Below are 19,620 nucleotides of genomic sequence, written 5' to 3' on the forward strand. Positions count from 1 at the left end.
AGGGGATTTCTTATGTTATATTAATTTCTAGTTCTTTACCATTTTAAGGAAAGTAGCCAGTTTAGCTTTCATGCCTCTGCGGTCTACAATAAAATCAAGGAAACCATGTTCCTGTACAAACTCAGCAGTCTGGAAACCTTTAGGTAAATCTTTTTTGATAGTTTCTTTAATTACTCTTGGACCGGCGAATCCGATTAATGCACCTGGTTCAGCAATATTAATATCACCAAGCATTGCGTATGATGCGGTTACACCTCCAGTAGTCGGATCAGTTAATAAAGAGATGTAAGGTATTTTTGCCTGATTCAACAAAGCTAGTTTAGCCGATGTTTTAGCCATTTGCATTAATGAGAATGCGGCTTCCATCATTCTGGCTCCTCCTGATTTGGAGATCATCAGAAACGGAATTTTATGTTTGATACTGTAATCGATAGATCTTGCGATTTTTTCTCTCCTACTACAGAACCCATTGAGCCACCGATGAAGTTAAAATCCATACAGGCAATTACCAGGTCTTCTCCTTCTATTTTACCTACTGCTGAACGGATAGCGTCTTTCAGGCCTGTTTTAGCCATTGTATCAACCAGACGTTCTGTATAAGGTTTACTGTCAGTAAAGTTGAGTGGATCACCAGATGTCAGGTCTGCAAAAAGCTCCTTAAACTGGTTGTTATCAAATAATACCTGAAAATATTCTTTAGAACCAACTCTCAAATGATAATCACAATAGTGACAAACGTATTTATTTTCGATCAGGTCTGCGCTGTGTAATGCTTTTTTGCAATTAGGACACTTGTTCCATAAGCCATCCGGCGCTTTTTTTTTTTTCTTCTGTCAGCGTACTGATACCTTTTTTTTCTCTCTTAAACCAAGCCATGTTATTCGTTGAAAAATGCGATTACAAAGAAACGAAAAAAAATCATAACAGCTTTACCTAGATTTCGTATAAATTATGTGAGGTTTTTATCACCAGTAGCCAGAAGACAAGTTATTGAAAATATTACCCTCATAGGTTTGCCCGGGCTAATTTTTTTCCTAACTTCGGCTTACATAAAATCTAATAACAATGTTTAAAAGGCTATAAAGGCGTAATTTACGGAGATGCTGTTCAGGAATTATTTGAACAGGCAAAAAAAAAACATCAGTTTGCATTGCCTGCAGTAAATGTTACCGGAACAAATACCATCAATGCGGTTATGGAAACTGCTAAAGCGGTGAATTCACCAGTTATGATTCAGTTATCAAATGGTGGTGCGCAATTTTATGCAGGTAAGACATTAAATAATGATAACTTAAATGCATGTGTATTGGGCGCGGTATCTGCTGCAAAACATGTTCATTTATTAGCGGAACACTATGGTGTTGCGGTAGTATTACATACTGACCACGCAGCTAAAAAATTATTGCCATGGATTGACGGTCTGTTAGATCACGGAGAAAAATTCTTTGCTGAAACCGGTAAGCCACTGTTCTCTTCACATATGTTGGATCTTTCTGAAGAATCAATCGAAGAAAACATGGAGATCTCAGCTAAATATTTGGCACGTATGGCTAAAATGGGCATGACTATCGAAATCGAGCTGGGTGTAACTGGTGGTGAAGAAGATGGTGTGGATAACAGTGATGTAGATAGCTCTAAATTATATACTCAGCCTTCGGAAGTAGCTTATGCTTATGAAGAATTGAGTAAAGTAAGTGATAAATTTACTGTAGCGGCTGCTTTTGGTAATGTTCACGGTGTTTATAAACCAGGTAACGTTAAATTACAACCAGTGATTCTTAAAAATTCTCAGGACTATATCAAAGAGAAGTTAGGATTAACAGCTGAAAAACCAATTAACTTTGTATTCCATGGGGGATCAGGTTCTTCTCAGGAAGAAATCAGAGAAGCTATCTCTTACGGTGCGATCAAAATGAATATTGATACTGATATGCAATGGGCGTTATGGGAAGGCGTATTGGATTATTACAAAGCTAATGAGGCTTATCTTCAGGGACAAATCGGAAATCCTGATGGAGATGATAAACCTAACAAGAAATATTATGATCCTCGTGTTTGGTTGCGCAAGGAGAAGAAGCATTTGTTAAACGTTTAACTCAGGCTTTTGAAGATTTGAACTGCAGAAACGCAAGTGATAAATTATAAATAAAGAGAATTCTTTAGAAAGCGCTTCAGGTTAATCCTGAGGCGCTTTTTTCTTGAAGGTATTTTTTATGTTTCCTGTTTAAACTGCATTTTAATTAAGAACTTTAGGTAAAAAAATAATATGGGATCCACAGGAAAGAAACATAATTTATTTGAGACTTTCTCAAATGCAGCAACGAAGTTTACAGGCAGTTCTTCTGCTTTTATCATTGCTTTGCTCATCGTCATTGTATGGGGGATCAGCGGCCCGCTTTTCCATTATTCGGAGACCTGGCAGCTGGTCATCAATACGGGGACAACAATTATTACTTTTTTAATGGTTTTCTTAATTCAGAAAGCTCAGAATAAGGACGGTAAGGCTATACAGCTTAAATTAAATGAGCTATTAGCTGCACATGAACGGGCAAGTAAACCGGATGGTTGATATTGAAGACCTGACAGAGGCCGAATTAGATCAGTTACATAAGTTCTATGTCACATTATCGGCTCTTGCAAAACAAGAAACCGATATTCATTGTTCTCATTCTATTGATGCTGCGCAAGAAGTAAACTTGATTAAATCGAAGCATCTGTTTAAACCTAAGCACCATGGAACTACTTCAGGTAAATAAAATCAGAACACAGGAAGAACTGGAAAGTGCATTCGCGATCCGCAAACAGGTATTTGTGGAAGAACAGGGATGTCCACCAGAGCTGGAATGGGAAAATGAAGATGTTTCTCATCATTTCCTGGCTTTAATGGATAATCATCCTTGCGGGGCTTGCCGTTGGCGGAAAACTGACAAAGGATATAAATTGGAACGTTTTGCTGTGTTAAAAGAATACAGACGTAAACGTGTAGGACAAGCTCTTGTAGCCGCTGCTTTGGCTGATATACCAGATAGTGCCAATGCAATCTATTTAAACGCGCAGGTGGAAGCTGTGAGCTTGTATGCTAAGTTTGGCTTTGCAGTTGAAGGTGAGCAGTTTGAAGAAGCCGGTATACAGCATCTGCGAATGGTTAAGAGATAAACTGAAAAAACTGATGAGGGGTGTGTGATTTACATCCCTTTAAAAACTTCTGATGACAATAGGATAGCCTGCTGCCATTTATCCATATTCAGGGTCAGTGTTTCTCCTTGTTTTTCCAGATAGGCAATCAATCCTTCGGTAGCCAGGTTACCAGTTAAATCATCGGCAGCCATCGGGCATCCTCCAAATCCTTTTAAGGCACTATCAAAACGTCTGCACCCACTATGGTAAGCTGCTTCAATCTTCTTGTTACGCGTATCGGGAGTGCTGTGTAAATGCAGCCCTATTTCTGTCTGTGGGAAACTACTGACCAGCAATGGAAGTAATTCTTTGATTTTTTCTGGTGTAGATACGCCGGTGGTATCTGATAAGGAAAGTATTTTAGTCCCTCTTTCTACCAGGGCAGAGGCCCATTGTTCTACAATTTCGGTATGATAAGCGTCTCCATAAGGATTTCCAAAACCCATAGACAAATAAACTACAGCTGTTTTTTGATGTTTGTAACACAACTCCAGCATTTGTTCTACTGTTGCTAAAGAATCTTTAATACTGGAATTTGTATTCCTTTGCTGAAAAGTTTCAGAGATAGAAAATGGGAATCCTACATAAGCTATTTCCGGGAAGAGCATGGCGTTCTCAGCACCCCGAAGATTGGCAACAATAGCCAGTAATTTACTTTTGGTATTACTAAGGTCCAATTGTGCTAGGACTTCTTTAGTATCAGTAAGCTGAGGAATAGCCTTTGGCGATACAAAACTGCCAAAATCTATTGTATCAAAACCAACCTGCAAGAGTAAATTGATATAAGCTGCTTTTAAATCAGTTGGAATAAAATCATGGATACCCTGCATGGCATCTCTTGGACATTCGATTAATTTGATAGCTTTCTGACTCATATTCTTAAAACCCCTTATTTGATTGTAATGGGCTCAATGTAAGGAAAAATACGAAATAAGAGAAATGGGGCAGCTTTTCAAGATGAAAAACTGCCCCATTATTTTAAATTGTTTTTTAGCGTCTGTTTTGATTTATTGAAGTATCAGTTCAATTACCGGAATAGAGAAATCTGGTTTTTTAGCTGGTAAGGTAACCACAATATCATTTGATCCTTTTTCTTTATACAAGAGTTCAGAACTATCATTCAGGAACTGGGCATATTTAATTTTACCATTATAGCCCGGTAAAGTCAGTTTACCATTTGATGGATACTCGAAAAGATGTACATATAATCGTTTTGTTTTTGGATTATAGGTGAGTTTAGTGTTCTCTGGTGTATTGTATCCGTCTGGTGCATAAGTACAGTTGTAAACAGACTTGTCATTGGCATGCATCCACCGGCTTAAACTATCCAGGGCATTGGTTGCCCTGTGGTCAAATTCTCCTCTGGCTGTAGGACCAACATTCAGGACAGGTTACCGCCATTACTGACCGAAGTAATGAGCAGATCTAATAACTGTCTATGTGTCTTCCATGTATTTTCATCGCGGTGATATCCCCATGAACCTGAAAATGTCTGACAAGTTTCCCAGGTTTTTCCTTTGTATTTGGCAAGCTCTGCAGTCCCAACCTGTTCTGGTGTTTCGAAATCGGCACCATCTTTATATTCACCAAGGTCTAACCTGTTATCTACAATAATACCCGGTTGTAATTTTCTGATCATTTTAAGCAATTCAACAGAAGCCCAGTCATCTTTGCCTTTACCTCTGCCATTTGGTTTAGGGAATGAGAAGTCCAGCCAAAGGATATCTATCTTTCCGTATTTAGTTAACAGTTCAGTGATCTGATTACGCATATAGGCACGATACTTAGCCATGTCTCTGCCTTTATTTAAGCGGGCATAAGCTTCGTCACTTTTGTCTTTTTTAGTCAGTGGGTGGTTTTCATCCATTGTGTAATCAGGATGGTGCCAGTCTAAAAGCGAGTAATAAAAACCAACTTTGATACCTTCTGCTCTGAAAGCATCTACATATTCTTTCACCAGGTCACGTTTAGCTTGTGTATTGGTTGCTTTGTAATCCGTAAATTTTGTGTCAAACAGACAAAAACCCTCATGATGTTTGGTAGTCAGGACTGCATATTTCATACCCGCTGCTTTAGCTTGTTTAGCCCATTTCTTTGGTTCAAATAAATCCGGGTTAAACTGATCAAAGTATTTTTGGTATTGCTCATTGGAGAGTCCTTCCATACTTTTTACCCATTCATGTCTGGCTGGCTGCGCATAGAGGCCCCAGTGGATAAACATTCCAAAACGGTCTTGTGTCCACCATTCCATACGTTTTTGTTTTTGTGCTGCGGTTTCGTTACCAATCATCTTTTGTGCAAAGAGACTTGAAGAGGTAACCAGGATAAGCAGTAGTAATAGCTGTAGTTTTTTGGTTATCATTTTCTGAGGTTTAGGTTCTGTATGATAGGTTGTTTAATGTAAAATGATTTAGCTTCCTTACAAAAGAAAAGAAATCTGACCTGAAATGATTAATGGAAATTAGCTAAATGATGAGCTTTTTTGTGATGCATATAATCTTCTCTGAAGACTGGGGGATACCCGCAAAAAAAAAAAAACCTCCTTCTGTTTAATCAGAAGGAGGATTTTAATAGAATGTATTTTACTTATGCGTGTTTCTTTCCTAAGTCAATTACAATTGGAGTAGAGATACATAATGAAGAATATGTACCGATAACACGGCCAATTAATAACGCGAAGATAAATCCACGGATACTTTCTCCACCGAAGATGAAGACTACAAGTAATACGAAGAATACTGTTAATGAGGTTAAGATGGTACGACTTAATGTACTGTTTAAAGCGAAGTTGATTAAAGTATTACGCTCTTCACCATATAAGTCATCTTTACCAGTCTCGGCTAATTTCTCACGGATACGGTCAAACACAACTACTGTTTCAGTCATCGTATAAGACATAACCGTTAAGATCGCAGCGATGAAATCCTGACCAATCTCTAAAGAGAAAGGTACAACACCATCAAGGATCGTATAGAAAGATAGTACCAGTAAAACATCATGGAATAAAGCGATAACCGCACCTAGACCATAGTTTAGTTTCTTGAACCTGATGATGATATAAACAAACATCAGCAGACAAGAGAATAAAATTGCGAAATAAGCACTTGAAACAAGGTCACTTGCAATAATTGGCCCTACTTTCTGGTTACTTTCAATAGTATATTTGCTACCTGTTTTAGCTAAACCAGCTTTTAAGGCATCTTCAACTATTTTATCAGCACCAGCATCCTGGTCAGCAATATGATAAGTAGTTGTGATTTTTAATTCATTATCAGCACCAGCAGTTTTTACCTGAACTTCTTCATTCTGGAAACTTGGAGCCAATTTCTCTTTTACATCTTCAGTATTCATTCCTTTATCGAAATGAACGATGTAAGTTCTTCCTCCTTTAAAAAGTCAATACCTAATCTTAATCCACCGTTTTTGAAGTAGAAAATGATACCTAGGATAATGATGATAGAAGAAATAGTATAATAGATCTTTCTGCGTCCAACAAAGTTGAAAGCGATATTTTTAAAGGCGTGGATCGTTGCTTTGTTACCAAAAGTGATATTAGCATTTTTGCTCAATAATGAATCAAATACTAAACGGGAGATTAATACCGCACAAAACAGAGAAGATAAGATACCGATACATAATGTAGTTGCAAAACCCTGAACCGGGCCGCTACCGAATACGTAAAGAATAACACCTAAAATTAATACCGTAACGTTTGAGTCAATGATAGAAGGCATTGCATGTTTGAAACCTTCACTAATTGCAACAGCTGTTGATTTACCATGATTTAATTCTTCTCTTACACGTTCGAAGATCAGGATGTTCGCATCAACTGATAAACCGATTACCAGGATGATACCAGCAATACCAGGTAAAGTCAGTACAGCACCCAGTTGAAACCAGGATACCCATGATGAACAATAAGTTGATCACCAAAGCAAGGTTAGCTACCCAGCCAGCTTTATTGTAATACAAGGCCATGAATACAAGGATCACAATGAATGCCAATACGAATGACATTAAACCATCGTGAATTGCAGCCTCTCCTAATGATGGACCAACAACAAACTCACCAACAATACGTGCCGGCGCTGGTAATTTACCTGCTTTTAAGATGTTTGCTAAATCCTGTGTTTCATTCACTGTAAAGTTACCAGTGATTGAAGAGATACCATTAGGGATTTCATTCTGAACAGTAGGAGCAGAGTAAACTGCGTTATCAAGAACGATAGCAATAGATTTTTTGTTATTTGGATCAGCAGAAGCTTCTGCTGTGATTTTTTTCCATTTCTGAGCACCGTCACCAGTCATGTACATGGTCACTTCAGGTTTACCTTTCTGATCGTAATCATGGCGGGCATCACTGATTGCTTCACCACCTAAATCAGGTTTTCCATCCGGATCCGGAGCAACAGATTTGATTGCATAAAGTTCAAAAACTTTAGTACCATCCATTGGTCTTACACTCCACATGAATTTGAAACTCTGAGGAACGATTGAAGCGATTTCTGGTCTTCTGAAGTAAGAATTTACTTTAGCAGTATCTTTTTGTGCAACCCATCCAACAGTTGGACCAGGACGTAAAGCAGGCTGTCCTTGTGCATTCTGATAAGTAGGGATATTTAATAAAGCGAACAATGGGTTCGATTTAGAAAGTTCTTTAGTTTTTAAGTCTGTAGAATCTTTTCCTGTAGTTTTCTTAGCTAAATTAGCTAAAGCACTTTTCGCTTTTGCGGCAGTGTCTTTTACAGTGGTTACAGCAGCAGTATCTTTCAACGTAGCAGCAAGAGTCTTGTTGATGTTCTCCATGATAGAGTAAACCTCTTCATTTTGATACACCTGCCAGAATTGTAATTCTGCAGATCCTTGTAGTAGTTTATGAACCCTTTCTTTATCCTGCACACCTGGCATCTCAATCAGGATACGGTTAGTACCTTCTTGTTTCTGCATGTTAGGACTCACTACACCAAATCCGTCAATACGGCTTCTGATAATAATGAATGAGCGGTCAATTGCGCTGGTTGCTTCTTTTGATAAGTAAGATTTAACTTCAGCATTGCTTGCGTTAGCTTTTAACTGCTGTGCATTATCCTGGTTAGAGAAATAATCTGCAAGTTTTACATTCGGGCTGATTTTTTCAAATTCATTAACAAACAAACCGATGAAATCTTTACCACCTGCATTTAACTGCGTTTGAGCAGTAGCTAATGCTTTGTTAAAGTTAGCATCATCAGTATGGTTAGCTAAAGATTTAACCAGTTCACCTAACGAAATTTCCATCGTTACGTTCATACCGCCTTTAAGGTCAAGACCTAAGTTGATTTCTTTCCCTTTACAGAACTGATAGTCAAACCCGAATATCGGATAAACCGGGACAGTTGACATGGAGTCCAAATAAGCTTTTTTCCTTAGCCGGATCGCCTTTAGCATACGCTTTAGCGTCTTTTTCTACCTTCGACGTAACGAAATTGAACGAGAGGGAATACACGCAGACAATACCTAATAGTATTGCCATAAATTTAATGAAACCTTTACCTTGCATTTTTGTTTGTAATTATTTGTCTATGCTGTATATTTTTTTCAACAAGTCGGCAAATCTAATTAATTTTTTAATTAATAGTCAGCCTTATATAATATTTATTGAGGATTGGGAACTATTTTCGAACAAGGGTTGAAATTGTATAACCAATGAGGTTTTTTTCGTCCGGTTCATAGCTGTTGCTACTTTCCTCTTTCCATATATCAGGGTCTATTGCCGGGAAAAATGTATCTGCCTCAAAATGGCCTTTAACCACAGTCAGATAGATTTTATCGGTTATGGCCATCGCCATATTATAGATTTGTGCGCCGCCTACAATAAACACTTCTTCATTCGGATCACAAAGTGCGATCGCAGCATCCAGTGTAGTCACCACTTCGACCCCTGGAATTTCAAGAGAACTATCACGGGTGATTACAATGTTACGGCGATTAGGCAGTGGTTTTCCTACAGAATCGAATGTTTTACGGCCCATAATAACGGTATGGCCACTGGTTGTGTTCTTAAAGTGTTTGAGGTCAGCAGGCAGATGCCATAGCAATTGATTATCTTTTCCTATTCCATTATTTTCAGCAATGGCAACAATGATAGAGACGATCATACGGCAACAGCTCCTTTAATGTGCGGATGTGGTTCGTAGTTTTTAAGATTAAAATCTTCAAACGTGAAGCTGAAAATGTCTTTCACTTCGGGATTAATTTCCATGACAGGTAAAGTTTTGGTATCCCTGCTTAATTGCAGTTTTGCCTGTTCAATATGGTTATTATATAAATGTGCATCACCCAGCGTGTGGATGAATTCGCCATATTTAAGATTACATACTTGTGCGACCATCATCGTTAACAAAGCATAAGAAGCGATATTAAAAGGTACACCTAAAAAATATATCAGCACTGCGCTGATAAAGCTGACAGCTTAATTTACCATCGGCCACATAAAATTGAAATAGGGCATGGCATGGAGGAAGAGCCATCTGATCAATATCAGCTACATTCCATGCAGAAACAATAATCCTTCGTGAATCCGGATTAGTTTTGATCGTGTTGATGACATTACTGATCTGATCGATAAGCCTGCCGTCAGGTGTTGGCCATGATCGCCATTGCGAGCCATAAACCGGTCCTAAGTTGCCTTGCTCATCTGCCCATTCATCCCATATTTTGACATTATTGTCTTTCAGGTATTTGATGTTGGTGTCACCTTTCAAAAACCAGATCAGCTCATGGATGATTGATTTCAGGTGTAATTTTTTTGTGGTCACCATAGGAAAACCTTCCTGGAGGTTAAAACGCATCTGATAGCCAAATGTACTGATGGTCCCTGTTCCCGTCCGGTCGTGTTTCTGTGCCCCATGGTCCAGCACGTATTGCATTAAGTCCAGATATTGTTTCATGTTGGAGGATAATTTCGCTTAAAATACAAAACTAAAACAAATTATATACAAGCTGTTTAAATTTATCAACCGAATTTAGGCAGGAGTTTGAAAATAGACGAATTTAATAGAGTAAAATATTCCTTCCTTTTGTAAGTTTGTGCTCCATACCTTTAAAAACCAGACGATGCTTGCATTTGCCAATGCTAAAATTAATCTCGGCTTAAATGTTATTGAGAAAAGAGCTGACGGATATCATAATCTGGAAACAGTTTTTTACCCGGTAAAGCTATATGATGCATTAGAAATAACTGATGCCGAAGAGACTTCCTGTCAGATCAGAGGAATTGATATTCCTGGCGAAATGACTGATAATATCTGTTTGAAAGCATTTAAATTGCTTCAACAGGATTTTAAGATACCTGCTCAGCAGATTACTTTGTTGAAAAATATTCCTGTTGGTGCGGGGCTTGGCGGAGGGTCTGCGGATGCCGCTTTTTTTAATCAAATTGTTGAATACTAAATTCAAATTAGGTTTAACGATAGAAGCAATGGAAGATTATGCCAGAATATTGGGGGCGGATTGTGCTTTCTTTATCAGGAATGAACCTGTATTTGCGACAGAAAAAGGAGATCATTTCTCTCCATTAACGATAGACCTTTCTAAATACTTCATAGTTTTGGTGAAACCTCCGGTGCATGTAGCTACAACAGCAGCATTTGGTACGCTCAGCCCTGCTTTTCCAGAAACAGGATTGAAGGAACTGATCAAACTTCCTGTAACTGAATGGAAAAATTCTTTGAAAAATGATTTTGAAAAGCCTGTTTTCTCAAAATATCCTGAAATTTCTCAAATAAAAGATCAGCTTTATCACGCGGGTGCTACATTTGCACTAATGAGTGGCAGTGGTTCGAGTGTCTTTGCGATATTTGAGAGGGCAGTAACTTTACCGCAACTGGAAAAAGATAATAAAGTGTTTTACAATATTTAGCTAACAATGGAAATCAACCTAATACGTAAGAGCGGACTATTCAATTTTGAAGCCGAAAATTCGGGAGGAAAAACAGTCGAACTGGATGCAAATCCTAAAATAGGTGGGGAAGGCAAAGGTTTCAGACCCATGGAAATGTTACTGGTTGGCCTGGGCGGATGCAGTGGTATTGATGTTGTCAATGTATTAACTAAACAGAAAGAGCCATTAGACGACATTAAAATCAAAATAAATGCAACACGTAAGGACGAGGAAGTACCTCCGATATTCGATGTGATTGATATCCATTTTAATCTATACGGTAAACTGAATGAACAAAAGGTAGAAAGAGCTTTGGCGCTGACTTTTGAAAAATATTGTTCGGTTTCAAATATTTTAGGCCGTTCGGCCGCTATCAAATTTTCGTACACTATCCATAATTAATATCATGCAAGAAGATAATTTTGAAACCCTGGCCATCCGTTTGCAAGCAGAGCGCAGTCAGTATAAAGAACACTCTGTACCACTTTACTTAACTTAACTTCCAGCTATAAGTTTGACGATTCCGAAGAAATGCGGGCATTGTTTGCGAACGAAAAAGAAGGAAATGTTTACAGCCGTTATGCAAATCCTAATACTTCAGAGCTGATTGAAAAGATGGCAGCACTCGAAGGTGCGGAGACGGGTTGGGTAACTGCTACAGGTATGGCAGCGATTTTTACCACTTTCGCTACTTTTTTAAGTGCAGGAGATCATATTTTATCGAGCCGTTCGGTTTTTGGTTCATCACATCAGTTGCTGAATGGAATTTTTCCTAAATGGAATATTTCCTATACTTATGCTGATCTGGATAAAAAAGAGCAATGGGAAAATGGTATTCAGCCAAACACGAAAATTATTTTTGTAGAAACACCTTCTAATCCGGGAATTGATATTATTGATTTGGAGTGGATAGGACAACTGGCTAAAAAAAAAACATAATATATTACTGATTGTTGATAACTGTTTTGCAACTCCATATTTACAGCAGCCACTAAAAAATATGGTGCTGATTTATCTATACACTCTGCTACGAAATTTATCGATGGACAGGGACGTACTTTAGGTGGTGTAATTTTGGGTTCTGATAAACTGATCAGACAAATTGAAGGTTTCGCAAGACACAGCGGGCCGGCGATGTCACCATTTAATGCATGGATTCTTTCTAAAAGTTTAGAAACACTGGCTGTTCGTATGGACAGACATTGTGAAAGTGCTTTGAAGGTGGCTGAATTTTTAGAAGCACATCCTAAAGTGAAACAGGTTAGATACCCATTTTTACCTTCTCACCCGCAATATGATATTGCTAAAAAGCAGATGAAGCTGGGTGGTGGTATTGTAACGCTGATCATCAATGGTGGTGTAACAGCAGCAGGTAGCTTTATGGATAAACTGAAAATGTTCTCTATTTCAGCAAATCTTGGAGATACACGTTCAATTGCTACACATCCGGCAACGAGTACACATGCAAAATTAACTGAAGAAGAAAGATTGCAGGGTTGGTATTGAGCAGGGAACAGTTCGTCTTTCTATTGGACTGGAACATATCAATGATATTATAGCAGATATTGAGCAGGCATTAGTCTAATCAATTCATACAGATTTTAAAAAGACCTTTAAAAAAAAAAAACATCCTTTTGATTAAAGGTCTTTTTACTTTTTGCCTTTGAATATTTTGCTTTTGAATATACTGATGAGCTTATTCAGAATTTTTTTTTTTCATCTGCTACTTCAAGTCCGCAGGCTTTGGCTTTTTCTTTATATGCTGCGGCCAATACTTTATCTTCAAAACCCGGAACAGAGGTATATAGCTTGTATAATTCAAGGTATGCTAAATTATATCCTTTTTCTACCGCTTTTTTATAACGTTCAAGGGCCAGAGGGATATTTACTTCCATCTCTATTCCATCTTGTGCATAGGTGCCCAGTTGCCAGTAAGCATAACTTTCATCATCGGCAGCAGCTCTCAATAAATAAGGTAATGCGCTAGCCGTTTCATTAAAATAGTTATGTAACCATCCCAATTCAATATTTAAGTTTTCACCTTCTTTTTCTGCGATAGTATAATATTTCAGGGCCAGTTCATAGTCTTCATTATCATCATCGTAATAGTAATTTCCTAGTTTTAATGCAGCAGCAGTATAACCCGCATCAAAGGCTTGCGTGTACCAATGGATCATTTGCACAGTATCGGCAGGAGTACCCATACCTTTTGAATAACAAAGGCCTGTATTGTACATCGCAATAGCGTTACCTGCTTGTGCGGCTCTCAGAAAGAGTTGAAAAGACTCCTGAGGATTTTTATGTTCAGGATACTTGTCGGCATGATCTTCATAAATAACAGCCAGTTCATTCATTGAAAAGATGTGGCCCAAAGTTACGGCCTCCTGAAAGAGTTTTACAGCTTTTGCTGCATCTGTTTTTCTTCCACTCTCCAGCAGTGCTGTTGCTTTATTATAAAGCAAATCTTCAGGAGCAAGACTCTTATATCAATATAATTGTATTTGAGTAGCCTAGCCTGATCGACATCAAAATAATAATACCCTGTATCTTTATTTAAATTGATATAATATTGTAAATTTTGAGGGTCGGCATCAGTTATAATACCAGAATCAATGAGATATACATGATCGCCTTTACAAGCATAACACGAATTCTCTGAACCGTGGGTGCTGATGATAAAATCGTAAGAAATAGTGGGAAGAGATTTTTCAAATACATCAGTAAGACCCCATAAATCACCTTGTTTAACAGCAATTGTAGTATGGTCTAAAGGCTTAATATCATTATAAATCAACTCAATGATTTGTTGATTGAAATTACCCACTGAAAGATAAACCCCGCATTTCTTACCTTTTTTGATTTTGAAAAATGTGCAATATTCATCTTTCATTTCCTCTGGTATTGCCGGATATAAATTCTGAAGCGGTTCGTTTAAAACCAACTGAAACTTTTCAATTTTATCATAATCAAAATCAAGCAGCAGCTCACCCTTATAATTTATTAAGCCTTGTTTTTTCTGCTTTTTGAGGATAAAAACTGTATACAGGTTTTCCTTTATCTTTTCATAACCACTCGTGATCAGCAGTGCCTGATCATTGTATAGCAAATTCTCTGTTGTCTTTTCTTTTTTGGTTATTTCATAGAGATAGGATTCTCCGGGGATACTTAAACCGGTTACAAATTTTGGGTCACATTCAGTCAGGAATACAAAACGATTAGTATAGATTAACTTTTCTGTTTTATCCGGAACAGGAATAGTAAAGGTCGATCCGTAATCATCCGAACTTATAGACTCTTCCTGTTCAAAAGGAAGAAGTATCTCGTTTTTTACATCAATTACTCCCCATTTGTTATTTAGTTTTGCCGTAAAATATCTGCCGTCCGAAACAATATCTATCAGGTCCTGATATTGAAAATCAATAACAACTGATCCTTTTTTATCAATCAGACCATACTGTTCTGCTTTGATCACTGTGGCGTAACCCCCTTCAAAAACAAAGGCGTCATCAAACTGAGACTTGATAATCTCCTGACCACTTTTGTTCACATAGCCAAACTGACCATTGGTGGAGACTACTGCAATATCGTCATAACTGAAATCGTAAATTTTATCATAAACCGGGGCAATCAGGATTTTTCCATCTCCATCTTTTAATCCCATCAGTCCGTTTTCTTCGAAGATCTCGGTATCTTCGGGCTCAGGATGATCAATCATCGCCCAGCCATAATCGTAATCCTCGTAATTTAGCAGTGCTTTAAAATCCTTGAAACCCAGTCCGGTATGTTTGGTGAATAAGGAAAGGTTTAATTGCGGACTATCATCTGCATCTATAGCATTGCTGATAACCGAATTGTTGTGTCTGATGTTTTCCATCCACTCTTGTGCCTGATCAAAATGATTTTCCTCGCTCATATTAAATACATCCGAAGCATTGAGCAGGAAGTAGGGCTGGTCTAATTCATCCAGATATTTAAAGAGACGTTCTTTAGCCAGTTGAAATTTTTCGGGGTTATCAATTAGTTCATCCTGATGTTTTTCGATGAAATTATAAAACCTTTTAAAGTTTTCTATACCTGCCGCAGCGTGATAAAAAAGAACGGGACTATTTTCCGGTTCGTCAGGATTAAGGCTGATATGCACATCAAAACTACCGTCTTCGATGATACGACCATCACTAACCAGTAAAGGGTGAAGCAGGATAGAAAGTTCATAGCCCCATTCCATCATCATCACGCTTTCCTCATTATAAGCATCGGGCTCATTGGTGTTATACAAGTATACTCTGTGGGACATCGGTTAAATTATTTTTTTTCTCTACTTTGGCTAAACTAAAAAAATATCATCTGCTATAGTACTATTATCTCTGATTTTTACTCAGGTAAAAGGACAGTCAATAATTCATCCGCAAGCTAAGTTGAAAGTAGTTGTGCCATCCATTATTGTATTGGGCAATGTTCAGGATGGAGGATCACCGCATATCGGTTGTACCAAAGCATGCTGTAAAGATTTGTTTGAACATCCGGACCCAACCCGTATGGTTTCTTCCTTAGGGGTAATTGACCCTGAAAATAAATTAAACTGGTTATTTGATGCAACACCGAATCTTCCATTTCAGATCAAAGCATTAAAAAAAGCCTCTGAATTTAGCAGTAAAGAAGTTCCGGATGGAATTTTTATTACCCATGCACATATCGGGCATTACGCGGGTTTGATGTACCTGGGCAGAGAGGCGCTTAATGCTAAACAAGTACCTGTTTATGCGATGTCAAAAATGAAGTCTTTTTTAGAACATAATGGCCCCTGGAGCCAATTGGTTAGTTTAGCTAACATCAGTATCAAACCAATTGAAAACGAAAAAGTCAATGTGCTTTCATCCAATATCAAAGTAACAGCCTTTAAAGTTCCCCACCGTGACGAATTCTCTGAAACAGTAGGTTATCTGATCGCGGGCCCTAATAAAAAAGCACTTTTTATCCCTGATATTGACAAATGGTCCAAAGTGGAAAAAAATATTGTTGATGAAATCAGGAAAGTGGATTATGCTTTTATAGATGCTACTTTTTACGATGCCACTGAGATGAACAACAGGCCAATTACTGAAATTCCGCATCCATTAGTTGTGGAAAGTATGGAGTTATTTAAAAATCTTTCCAAACAGGATAAAGATAAAATTTACTTTATCCATCTGAACCATACCAATCCTTTATTGAATCCGGAAAGCGGACAAACGAAAATCGTCCTTAAAAATGGATTTCACATTGCCAGGTATAGTGACGTATTTGAACTTTAAGATTAGCTGATATAATCTCTGTCTTCGTCGCTCAAAGCATTTTTGTTTACTTGCGGAGGATTGACCGGAAGAATATCATCTTCATTTCTGTCATAAGTGCTGATTACAGTTCTTGGACGACCGGCCCAGTAACCCAGCAGAAAACCCGCAAAAGTGCATATTCCGACAACCAGTAATTTAGAAATGTCCTTTTTAACGAATATAAAATCAAATTGAACTGCGTCTGTATTCATCATCAAAAAAATGGTGATTAATACAGTGAGAATGATAATCAGGATGGTTTTAGTACGCATGAGCTTAGAAAGTATAGTTAACAATTAATTCAAAGATAGGATTACGATGGTATTCTTTGTTTACAAACACAAATCTTGTACCTAAATCAACGTTTGGCTGATAACGCAGCAGGTTCATGTTGCCATGTAATTCAAAGCCATAAGTTTTAGGCTGAGATAAATTACTGTCTGAGCCCAGGTTTTCATAATGACAGAACACACCGCCACGGAGATTTCTGATATAAGCCAGCGGGCCGATTTCTGCATCAGGAAAAGCAATAGGAAAACGATAATTCAGGAGCAAAGTGTTTTTAAGCCTGCCTTTTGCTATGATATTATTATACCCATAAACGGTATTGATTTCATTGTTATAGGCGCGGATCCCATTAGCTTCCTGAAAATTGAAATTGGCCAGGAAACTATGATTTCTTGCCCAGTCCGGGAAAATAAAAGAAACCTGCTGCTGCAAATAAATCACCGCTCAGTTGTTTATCGAAAGGCTGACTAAAATAATTGAACTTTAACACCTGTGCCCATCTTGGGGCAATATCTCTTTCAGCAGAACGGATAGTATGTGTAAAAGTGAACCCGGTTTCTAAAGGGAACCTGATAAAAGTCACAAAGTTGGAAGGCATGTTTTGTGCATCGTACCTTTGCGTATAACTTGTTCCTGCATTAACGGAGAAATTATAATTATGATTCTGTGCACTCAGATTAAGCGGGACTATCGCCTGTAACTTCACATAGTTTTCTCTCCAGTCCCCTTGTTTTGTACCCGTGCCCATATTATAAAAAGTTCTGCGCGGTCTGTTTGTGAAACTGACATTGAATATAGGATAAAGACTTTTGAAGCTTGCACCGGCATTATATTCAAATCGGCCAAGATCACGCTGATAGTTTACACCTGCATAAGCATCAAAAGTATTCAGCAGATTATTTGATCTTAATTGTAACCCTCCTTTGTATTCATCTGCAATCACTGGAATTATGCTGTGTATGTTAATCAGGTGGCCTAGTTTCCGGTAAGGAGCAGAAGTAAAGCTGCTATCAGGGATGTTGTCAAATACGTTTCCGGTATTCTCCTGCTTTTCGGCAGCTTCGCCAAAAAAGACAAAGTTGTCTTTACCAGTTTTTTGTTCTTCAATCTTTGTTTTGGTGACTTCATAACCAAACAGATTATAACTATTAAATAAAATGCTGTCCGTTCCGTTAATTACAGAAGGATTGAATGCCCCGTATTTTGACGCGCTCAGGGCATTTATCTTTTTTGAGATGGGATTGATGTCGTAAATGTTGTTGATTCCGTTGTAATGGGCGTTAAACGCGATATGTGAACCAATGAATACCGGTCTGCTTAACTGTTGCTGTGTTTCGCTGATAATTTTTTCTGTCTTGCCCTCATTGTCAACTGTCCAGAGGGCTTTTCCCTTTTCAGTAACACTGATGATATAAGTGATCATGGTTCCTGTACTGTTGAAAGCGGGTGTTTGCAATAACAGGTTTCCAGGGTTCGGATAGCTCCGGATGATTTTTCCGCTGGCAGCATCCATGACAATTAATTGTACTTTGTTGCTCAGATCAATTTCTACTGCAACAATCTTAGATCCATCAGCAGAAAGGGTAGGAGAGAATATTCTGGATCTTTTGCTCAGTTGTCTGACTTTTTTTGTTTGCAGGTTATAAGTGCAAATTACACTATAACTTCTTTGCTGGAACCTGGGGTCATACCTGATCTCATCCCAAGCGACTATATCCTTCGCATAACTGAACCAGGGCTGTTCCTGCTGGCCGATTCCTTGTATTCTGTGCTCTTTTTTATCTTTGTCTATCAAGGTAAAAGCTGCGGGTAAAGCTTTACTTTGTTTAAGTACCAAAATTCTTCCATCGGATATTTGTACCGGAAGGGAATAATCCGTTGCATATTTTACCTCCTGATTAAGCACAGGGTAATCTTTGGAAGGGCTGAGCTGAGCTTGTTTTTCCCAGTCTGCTTTGAGCTTTGCCGAAGTATAGCTGTACCACTGTTTACCTGTTTTACTACTGAATTTTTTTAAGCTTCCAGCGAATGGGTAAATACGCAACGGCCGCTTTTTGATATCTGTAAGGACACTATCGAAGACGAATTTTCCGGAAGCTGCACGAATGTGGGAAGCCAGCAGATAACCGATCTGGTAATAACCCGGAGTTACATCTTTTTGAGAACCGAAATTTGCTTTGCTGTAGGATAAGTTTTTACCCTGTAACAGGGCTGTTCTGTAAGGCATAATCCAGCTGGGCTGACGTCCGCGACCTGCATGTGTAAGAGAGGTTTCATTAGATACAGCGTCTCCTTCAAAAAACCATAGCGGGATACTCACGCCCATCCAGGCAAAGTAAACTTCTTCGGGAAAGGGATAAGGTCTGCCATTGGTTAATTTATCAAACTGGGCTACATGACGAAGAAGCTCGTGAACAGCAAGATTATTCAGCCAGTCCTGGCTGTCAAAAGATTGGGGAGGAGTGGTGTTGAATTCTGATTTTTTAGGGCCAAGCTGAACAAAACCATTGGCAATCACACCCTGATTTTGAAAGATAATAGGAATAGTCGTTTTTTTAACGTTCAGACTGCGCCCAACCTTAGGGAATATATAGCGGATATTATTGGCCATCCGCTGTGCCTCAGATTCCATCTCTACCGGGTAAATTATTTTAAACCCTGAGGTGTTGATTTGTCTCCAGTTTACACTAAATGGGTTCTGTTCTCCCCCAAAAATCTGTGCATATGCCTTACCTGGTATTGATATTGAACTTATTAATGCTAAAATACTGATTATAAGTTTATAGTTTATCTTTTGATGCATTATTTTGTATGACTAAAATAATTGGTTTTTCAGGTGATCTTAATTTGTCTGCTCTTTTGACAATTTGATGAAGATACACTTATTCCTTTCAAAATAAAATGGTTAGCAATAAAATTATT

18 protein-coding genes and 5 pseudogenes are annotated in these 19,620 nt (G+C 38.2%); 10 read left to right on the plus strand and 13 right to left on the minus strand.

Annotation, left to right across the window (positions count from 1 at the left end):
- Positions 1 to 27: 27 nt before the first annotated feature.
- Positions 28 to 876 (minus strand): annotated as a pseudogene (gene accD / locus ACWYN3_RS36645) (acetyl-CoA carboxylase, carboxyltransferase subunit beta).
- Positions 877 to 1,090: 214 nt separating this feature from the next.
- On the opposite strand from accD, the pseudogene fbaA reads away from it, so the two are divergent.
- From fbaA to ACWYN3_RS36665, 4 genes and pseudogenes are all read left to right on the plus strand, one after another.
- Positions 1,091 to 2,145: pseudogene (gene fbaA, locus ACWYN3_RS36650) on the plus strand (class II fructose-bisphosphate aldolase).
- 121 nt (positions 2,146 to 2,266) lie between these two features.
- Positions 2,267 to 2,569: a low affinity iron permease family protein gene (locus ACWYN3_RS36655; protein ID WP_456218595.1), complete on the plus strand. Its 303-nt coding sequence runs from the start codon at positions 2,267 to 2,269 to the stop codon at positions 2,567 to 2,569.
- Entirely contained in the window at positions 2,541 to 2,756 is a 216-nt protein-coding gene (locus ACWYN3_RS36660) for a low affinity iron permease family protein (protein WP_456218596.1), read from the plus strand. The genes ACWYN3_RS36655 and ACWYN3_RS36660 overlap by 29 nt, the downstream gene beginning before the upstream one ends.
- Positions 2,734 to 3,156 (plus strand): GNAT family N-acetyltransferase, encoded by a 423-nt coding sequence (locus ACWYN3_RS36665; protein ID WP_456218597.1) that lies wholly within the window; start codon positions 2,734 to 2,736, stop codon positions 3,154 to 3,156. The genes ACWYN3_RS36660 and ACWYN3_RS36665 overlap by 23 nt, the downstream gene beginning before the upstream one ends.
- 29 nt (positions 3,157 to 3,185) lie before the next feature.
- Here the strand turns inward: ACWYN3_RS36665 and ACWYN3_RS36670 are convergent, their stop codons facing one another.
- The 7 genes and pseudogenes from ACWYN3_RS36670 to ACWYN3_RS36700 all read right to left on the minus strand — a co-directional run bounded on the left by ACWYN3_RS36670 (position 3,186) and on the right by ACWYN3_RS36700 (position 10,106).
- The gene (locus ACWYN3_RS36670; RefSeq protein ID WP_456218598.1) at positions 3,186 to 4,052 is read right to left on the minus strand and encodes a hydroxymethylglutaryl-CoA lyase; all 867 of its coding nucleotides are present in this window, start codon (positions 4,050 to 4,052) and stop codon (positions 3,186 to 3,188) included.
- A gap of 132 nt (positions 4,053 to 4,184) precedes the next feature.
- Positions 4,185 to 4,487, minus strand: coding sequence for a hypothetical protein (locus ACWYN3_RS36675; protein ID WP_456218599.1), 303 nt, complete (start codon positions 4,485 to 4,487; stop codon positions 4,185 to 4,187).
- 71 nt (positions 4,488 to 4,558) lie between these two features.
- The gene (locus ACWYN3_RS36680; protein WP_456218600.1) at positions 4,559 to 5,539 is read right to left on the minus strand and encodes an alpha-L-fucosidase; all 981 of its coding nucleotides are present in this window, start codon (positions 5,537 to 5,539) and stop codon (positions 4,559 to 4,561) included.
- A 224-nt stretch (positions 5,540 to 5,763) separates the two neighbouring features.
- Complete coding sequence (gene secF / locus ACWYN3_RS36685) at positions 5,764 to 6,528, minus strand: protein translocase subunit SecF (protein ID WP_456218601.1); 765 nt, start codon at positions 6,526 to 6,528, stop codon at positions 5,764 to 5,766.
- Positions 6,525 to 8,604 (minus strand): annotated as a pseudogene (secD, locus tag ACWYN3_RS36690) (protein translocase subunit SecD). The gene secF and the pseudogene secD overlap by 4 nt, the downstream one beginning before the upstream one ends.
- A gap of 224 nt (positions 8,605 to 8,828) precedes the next feature.
- Positions 8,829 to 9,314 carry a dihydrofolate reductase gene (locus ACWYN3_RS36695; RefSeq protein ID WP_456218602.1) on the minus strand — a complete coding sequence of 162 codons (486 nt, stop codon included), beginning with the start codon at positions 9,312 to 9,314 and terminating at the stop codon, positions 8,829 to 8,831.
- Positions 9,311 to 10,106: pseudogene (locus tag ACWYN3_RS36700) on the minus strand (thymidylate synthase). The gene ACWYN3_RS36695 and the pseudogene ACWYN3_RS36700 overlap by 4 nt, the downstream one beginning before the upstream one ends.
- Before the next feature lie 166 nt (positions 10,107 to 10,272).
- Between ACWYN3_RS36700 and ACWYN3_RS36705 the strand changes: the two are divergent.
- From ACWYN3_RS36705 to ACWYN3_RS36725, 5 genes and pseudogenes are all read left to right on the plus strand, one after another.
- Positions 10,273 to 10,608: a 4-(cytidine 5'-diphospho)-2-C-methyl-D-erythritol kinase gene (locus tag ACWYN3_RS36705; RefSeq protein ID WP_456218603.1), complete on the plus strand. Its 336-nt coding sequence runs from the start codon at positions 10,273 to 10,275 to the stop codon at positions 10,606 to 10,608.
- Positions 10,598 to 11,077 carry a 4-(cytidine 5'-diphospho)-2-C-methyl-D-erythritol kinase gene (locus ACWYN3_RS36710; protein ID WP_456218604.1) on the plus strand — a complete coding sequence of 160 codons (480 nt, stop codon included), beginning with the start codon at positions 10,598 to 10,600 and terminating at the stop codon, positions 11,075 to 11,077. Before ACWYN3_RS36705 ends, ACWYN3_RS36710 begins: the two co-directional genes overlap by 11 nt.
- A gap of 6 nt (positions 11,078 to 11,083) precedes the next feature.
- The gene (locus ACWYN3_RS36715; RefSeq protein ID WP_456218605.1) at positions 11,084 to 11,500 is read left to right on the plus strand and encodes an OsmC family protein; all 417 of its coding nucleotides are present in this window, start codon (positions 11,084 to 11,086) and stop codon (positions 11,498 to 11,500) included.
- A gap of 129 nt (positions 11,501 to 11,629) precedes the next feature.
- Positions 11,630 to 12,604, plus strand: a pseudogene (locus tag ACWYN3_RS36720) (trans-sulfuration enzyme family protein).
- A 22-nt stretch (positions 12,605 to 12,626) separates the two neighbouring features.
- On the plus strand, positions 12,627 to 12,683 hold the full coding sequence (locus ACWYN3_RS36725) for a hypothetical protein (RefSeq protein WP_456223280.1): 57 nt from the start codon (positions 12,627 to 12,629) through the stop codon (positions 12,681 to 12,683).
- Positions 12,684 to 12,798: 115 nt separating this feature from the next.
- On the opposite strand, the gene ACWYN3_RS36730 is transcribed toward ACWYN3_RS36725, so the two are convergent.
- Positions 12,799 to 13,560 (minus strand): tetratricopeptide repeat protein, encoded by a 762-nt coding sequence (locus ACWYN3_RS36730; RefSeq protein WP_456218606.1) that lies wholly within the window; start codon positions 13,558 to 13,560, stop codon positions 12,799 to 12,801.
- Positions 13,494 to 15,392: a WG repeat-containing protein gene (locus ACWYN3_RS36735; protein WP_456218607.1), complete on the minus strand. Its 1,899-nt coding sequence runs from the start codon at positions 15,390 to 15,392 to the stop codon at positions 13,494 to 13,496. Before ACWYN3_RS36735 ends, ACWYN3_RS36730 begins: the two co-directional genes overlap by 67 nt.
- A gap of 121 nt (positions 15,393 to 15,513) precedes the next feature.
- Between ACWYN3_RS36735 and ACWYN3_RS36740 the strand changes: the two genes are divergently transcribed.
- Complete coding sequence (locus ACWYN3_RS36740; RefSeq protein WP_456218608.1) at positions 15,514 to 16,389, plus strand: MBL fold metallo-hydrolase; 876 nt, start codon at positions 15,514 to 15,516, stop codon at positions 16,387 to 16,389.
- 2 nt (positions 16,390 to 16,391) lie between these two features.
- Here ACWYN3_RS36740 and ACWYN3_RS36745 read toward each other — a convergent pair whose 3' ends face one another.
- From ACWYN3_RS36745 to ACWYN3_RS36755, 3 genes are read right to left on the minus strand one after another with little or no spacing between them, the layout of a single operon-like run.
- Entirely contained in the window at positions 16,392 to 16,682 is a 291-nt protein-coding gene (locus ACWYN3_RS36745; RefSeq protein ID WP_456218609.1) for a LapA family protein, read from the minus strand.
- 4 nt (positions 16,683 to 16,686) lie between these two features.
- Positions 16,687 to 17,139: a hypothetical protein gene (locus tag ACWYN3_RS36750; RefSeq protein WP_456218610.1), complete on the minus strand. Its 453-nt coding sequence runs from the start codon at positions 17,137 to 17,139 to the stop codon at positions 16,687 to 16,689.
- Positions 17,081 to 19,501, minus strand: a complete 2,421-nt coding sequence (locus ACWYN3_RS36755) for a TolB family protein (RefSeq protein ID WP_456218611.1) — start codon at positions 19,499 to 19,501, stop codon at positions 17,081 to 17,083. The genes ACWYN3_RS36750 and ACWYN3_RS36755 overlap by 59 nt, the downstream gene beginning before the upstream one ends.
- Between the last annotated feature and the right edge of the window lie 119 nt (positions 19,502 to 19,620).

This window comes from Pedobacter sp. NJ-S-72, assembly GCF_053890575.1.

Coding starts and splice junctions, on each gene's coding strand:
- secF (WP_456218601.1), bottom strand. CDS start 6,528: ATGAATACTGAAGATGTAAAAGAGAAATTGGCTCCAAGTTTCCAGAAT.
- ACWYN3_RS36745 (WP_456218609.1), bottom strand. CDS start 16,682: ATGCGTACTAAAACCATCCTGATTATCATTCTCACTGTATTAATCACC.
- ACWYN3_RS36695 (WP_456218602.1), bottom strand. CDS start 9,314: ATGATCGTCTCTATCATTGTTGCCATTGCTGAAAATAATGGAATAGGA.
- ACWYN3_RS36680 (WP_456218600.1), bottom strand. CDS start 5,539: ATGATAACCAAAAAACTACAGCTATTACTACTGCTTATCCTGGTTACC.
- ACWYN3_RS36755 (WP_456218611.1), bottom strand. CDS start 19,501: ATGCATCAAAAGATAAACTATAAACTTATAATCAGTATTTTAGCATTA.
- ACWYN3_RS36705 (WP_456218603.1), top strand. CDS start 10,273: ATGCTTGCATTTGCCAATGCTAAAATTAATCTCGGCTTAAATGTTATT.
- ACWYN3_RS36735 (WP_456218607.1), bottom strand. CDS start 15,392: ATGTCCCACAGAGTATACTTGTATAACACCAATGAGCCCGATGCTTAT.
- ACWYN3_RS36715 (WP_456218605.1), top strand. CDS start 11,084: ATGGAAATCAACCTAATACGTAAGAGCGGACTATTCAATTTTGAAGCC.
- ACWYN3_RS36660 (WP_456218596.1), top strand. CDS start 2,541: ATGAACGGGCAAGTAAACCGGATGGTTGATATTGAAGACCTGACAGAG.
- ACWYN3_RS36665 (WP_456218597.1), top strand. CDS start 2,734: ATGGAACTACTTCAGGTAAATAAAATCAGAACACAGGAAGAACTGGAA.
- ACWYN3_RS36670 (WP_456218598.1), bottom strand. CDS start 4,052: ATGAGTCAGAAAGCTATCAAATTAATCGAATGTCCAAGAGATGCCATG.
- ACWYN3_RS36675 (WP_456218599.1), bottom strand. CDS start 4,487: ATGCATGCCAATGACAAGTCTGTTTACAACTGTACTTATGCACCAGAC.
- ACWYN3_RS36655 (WP_456218595.1), top strand. CDS start 2,267: ATGGGATCCACAGGAAAGAAACATAATTTATTTGAGACTTTCTCAAAT.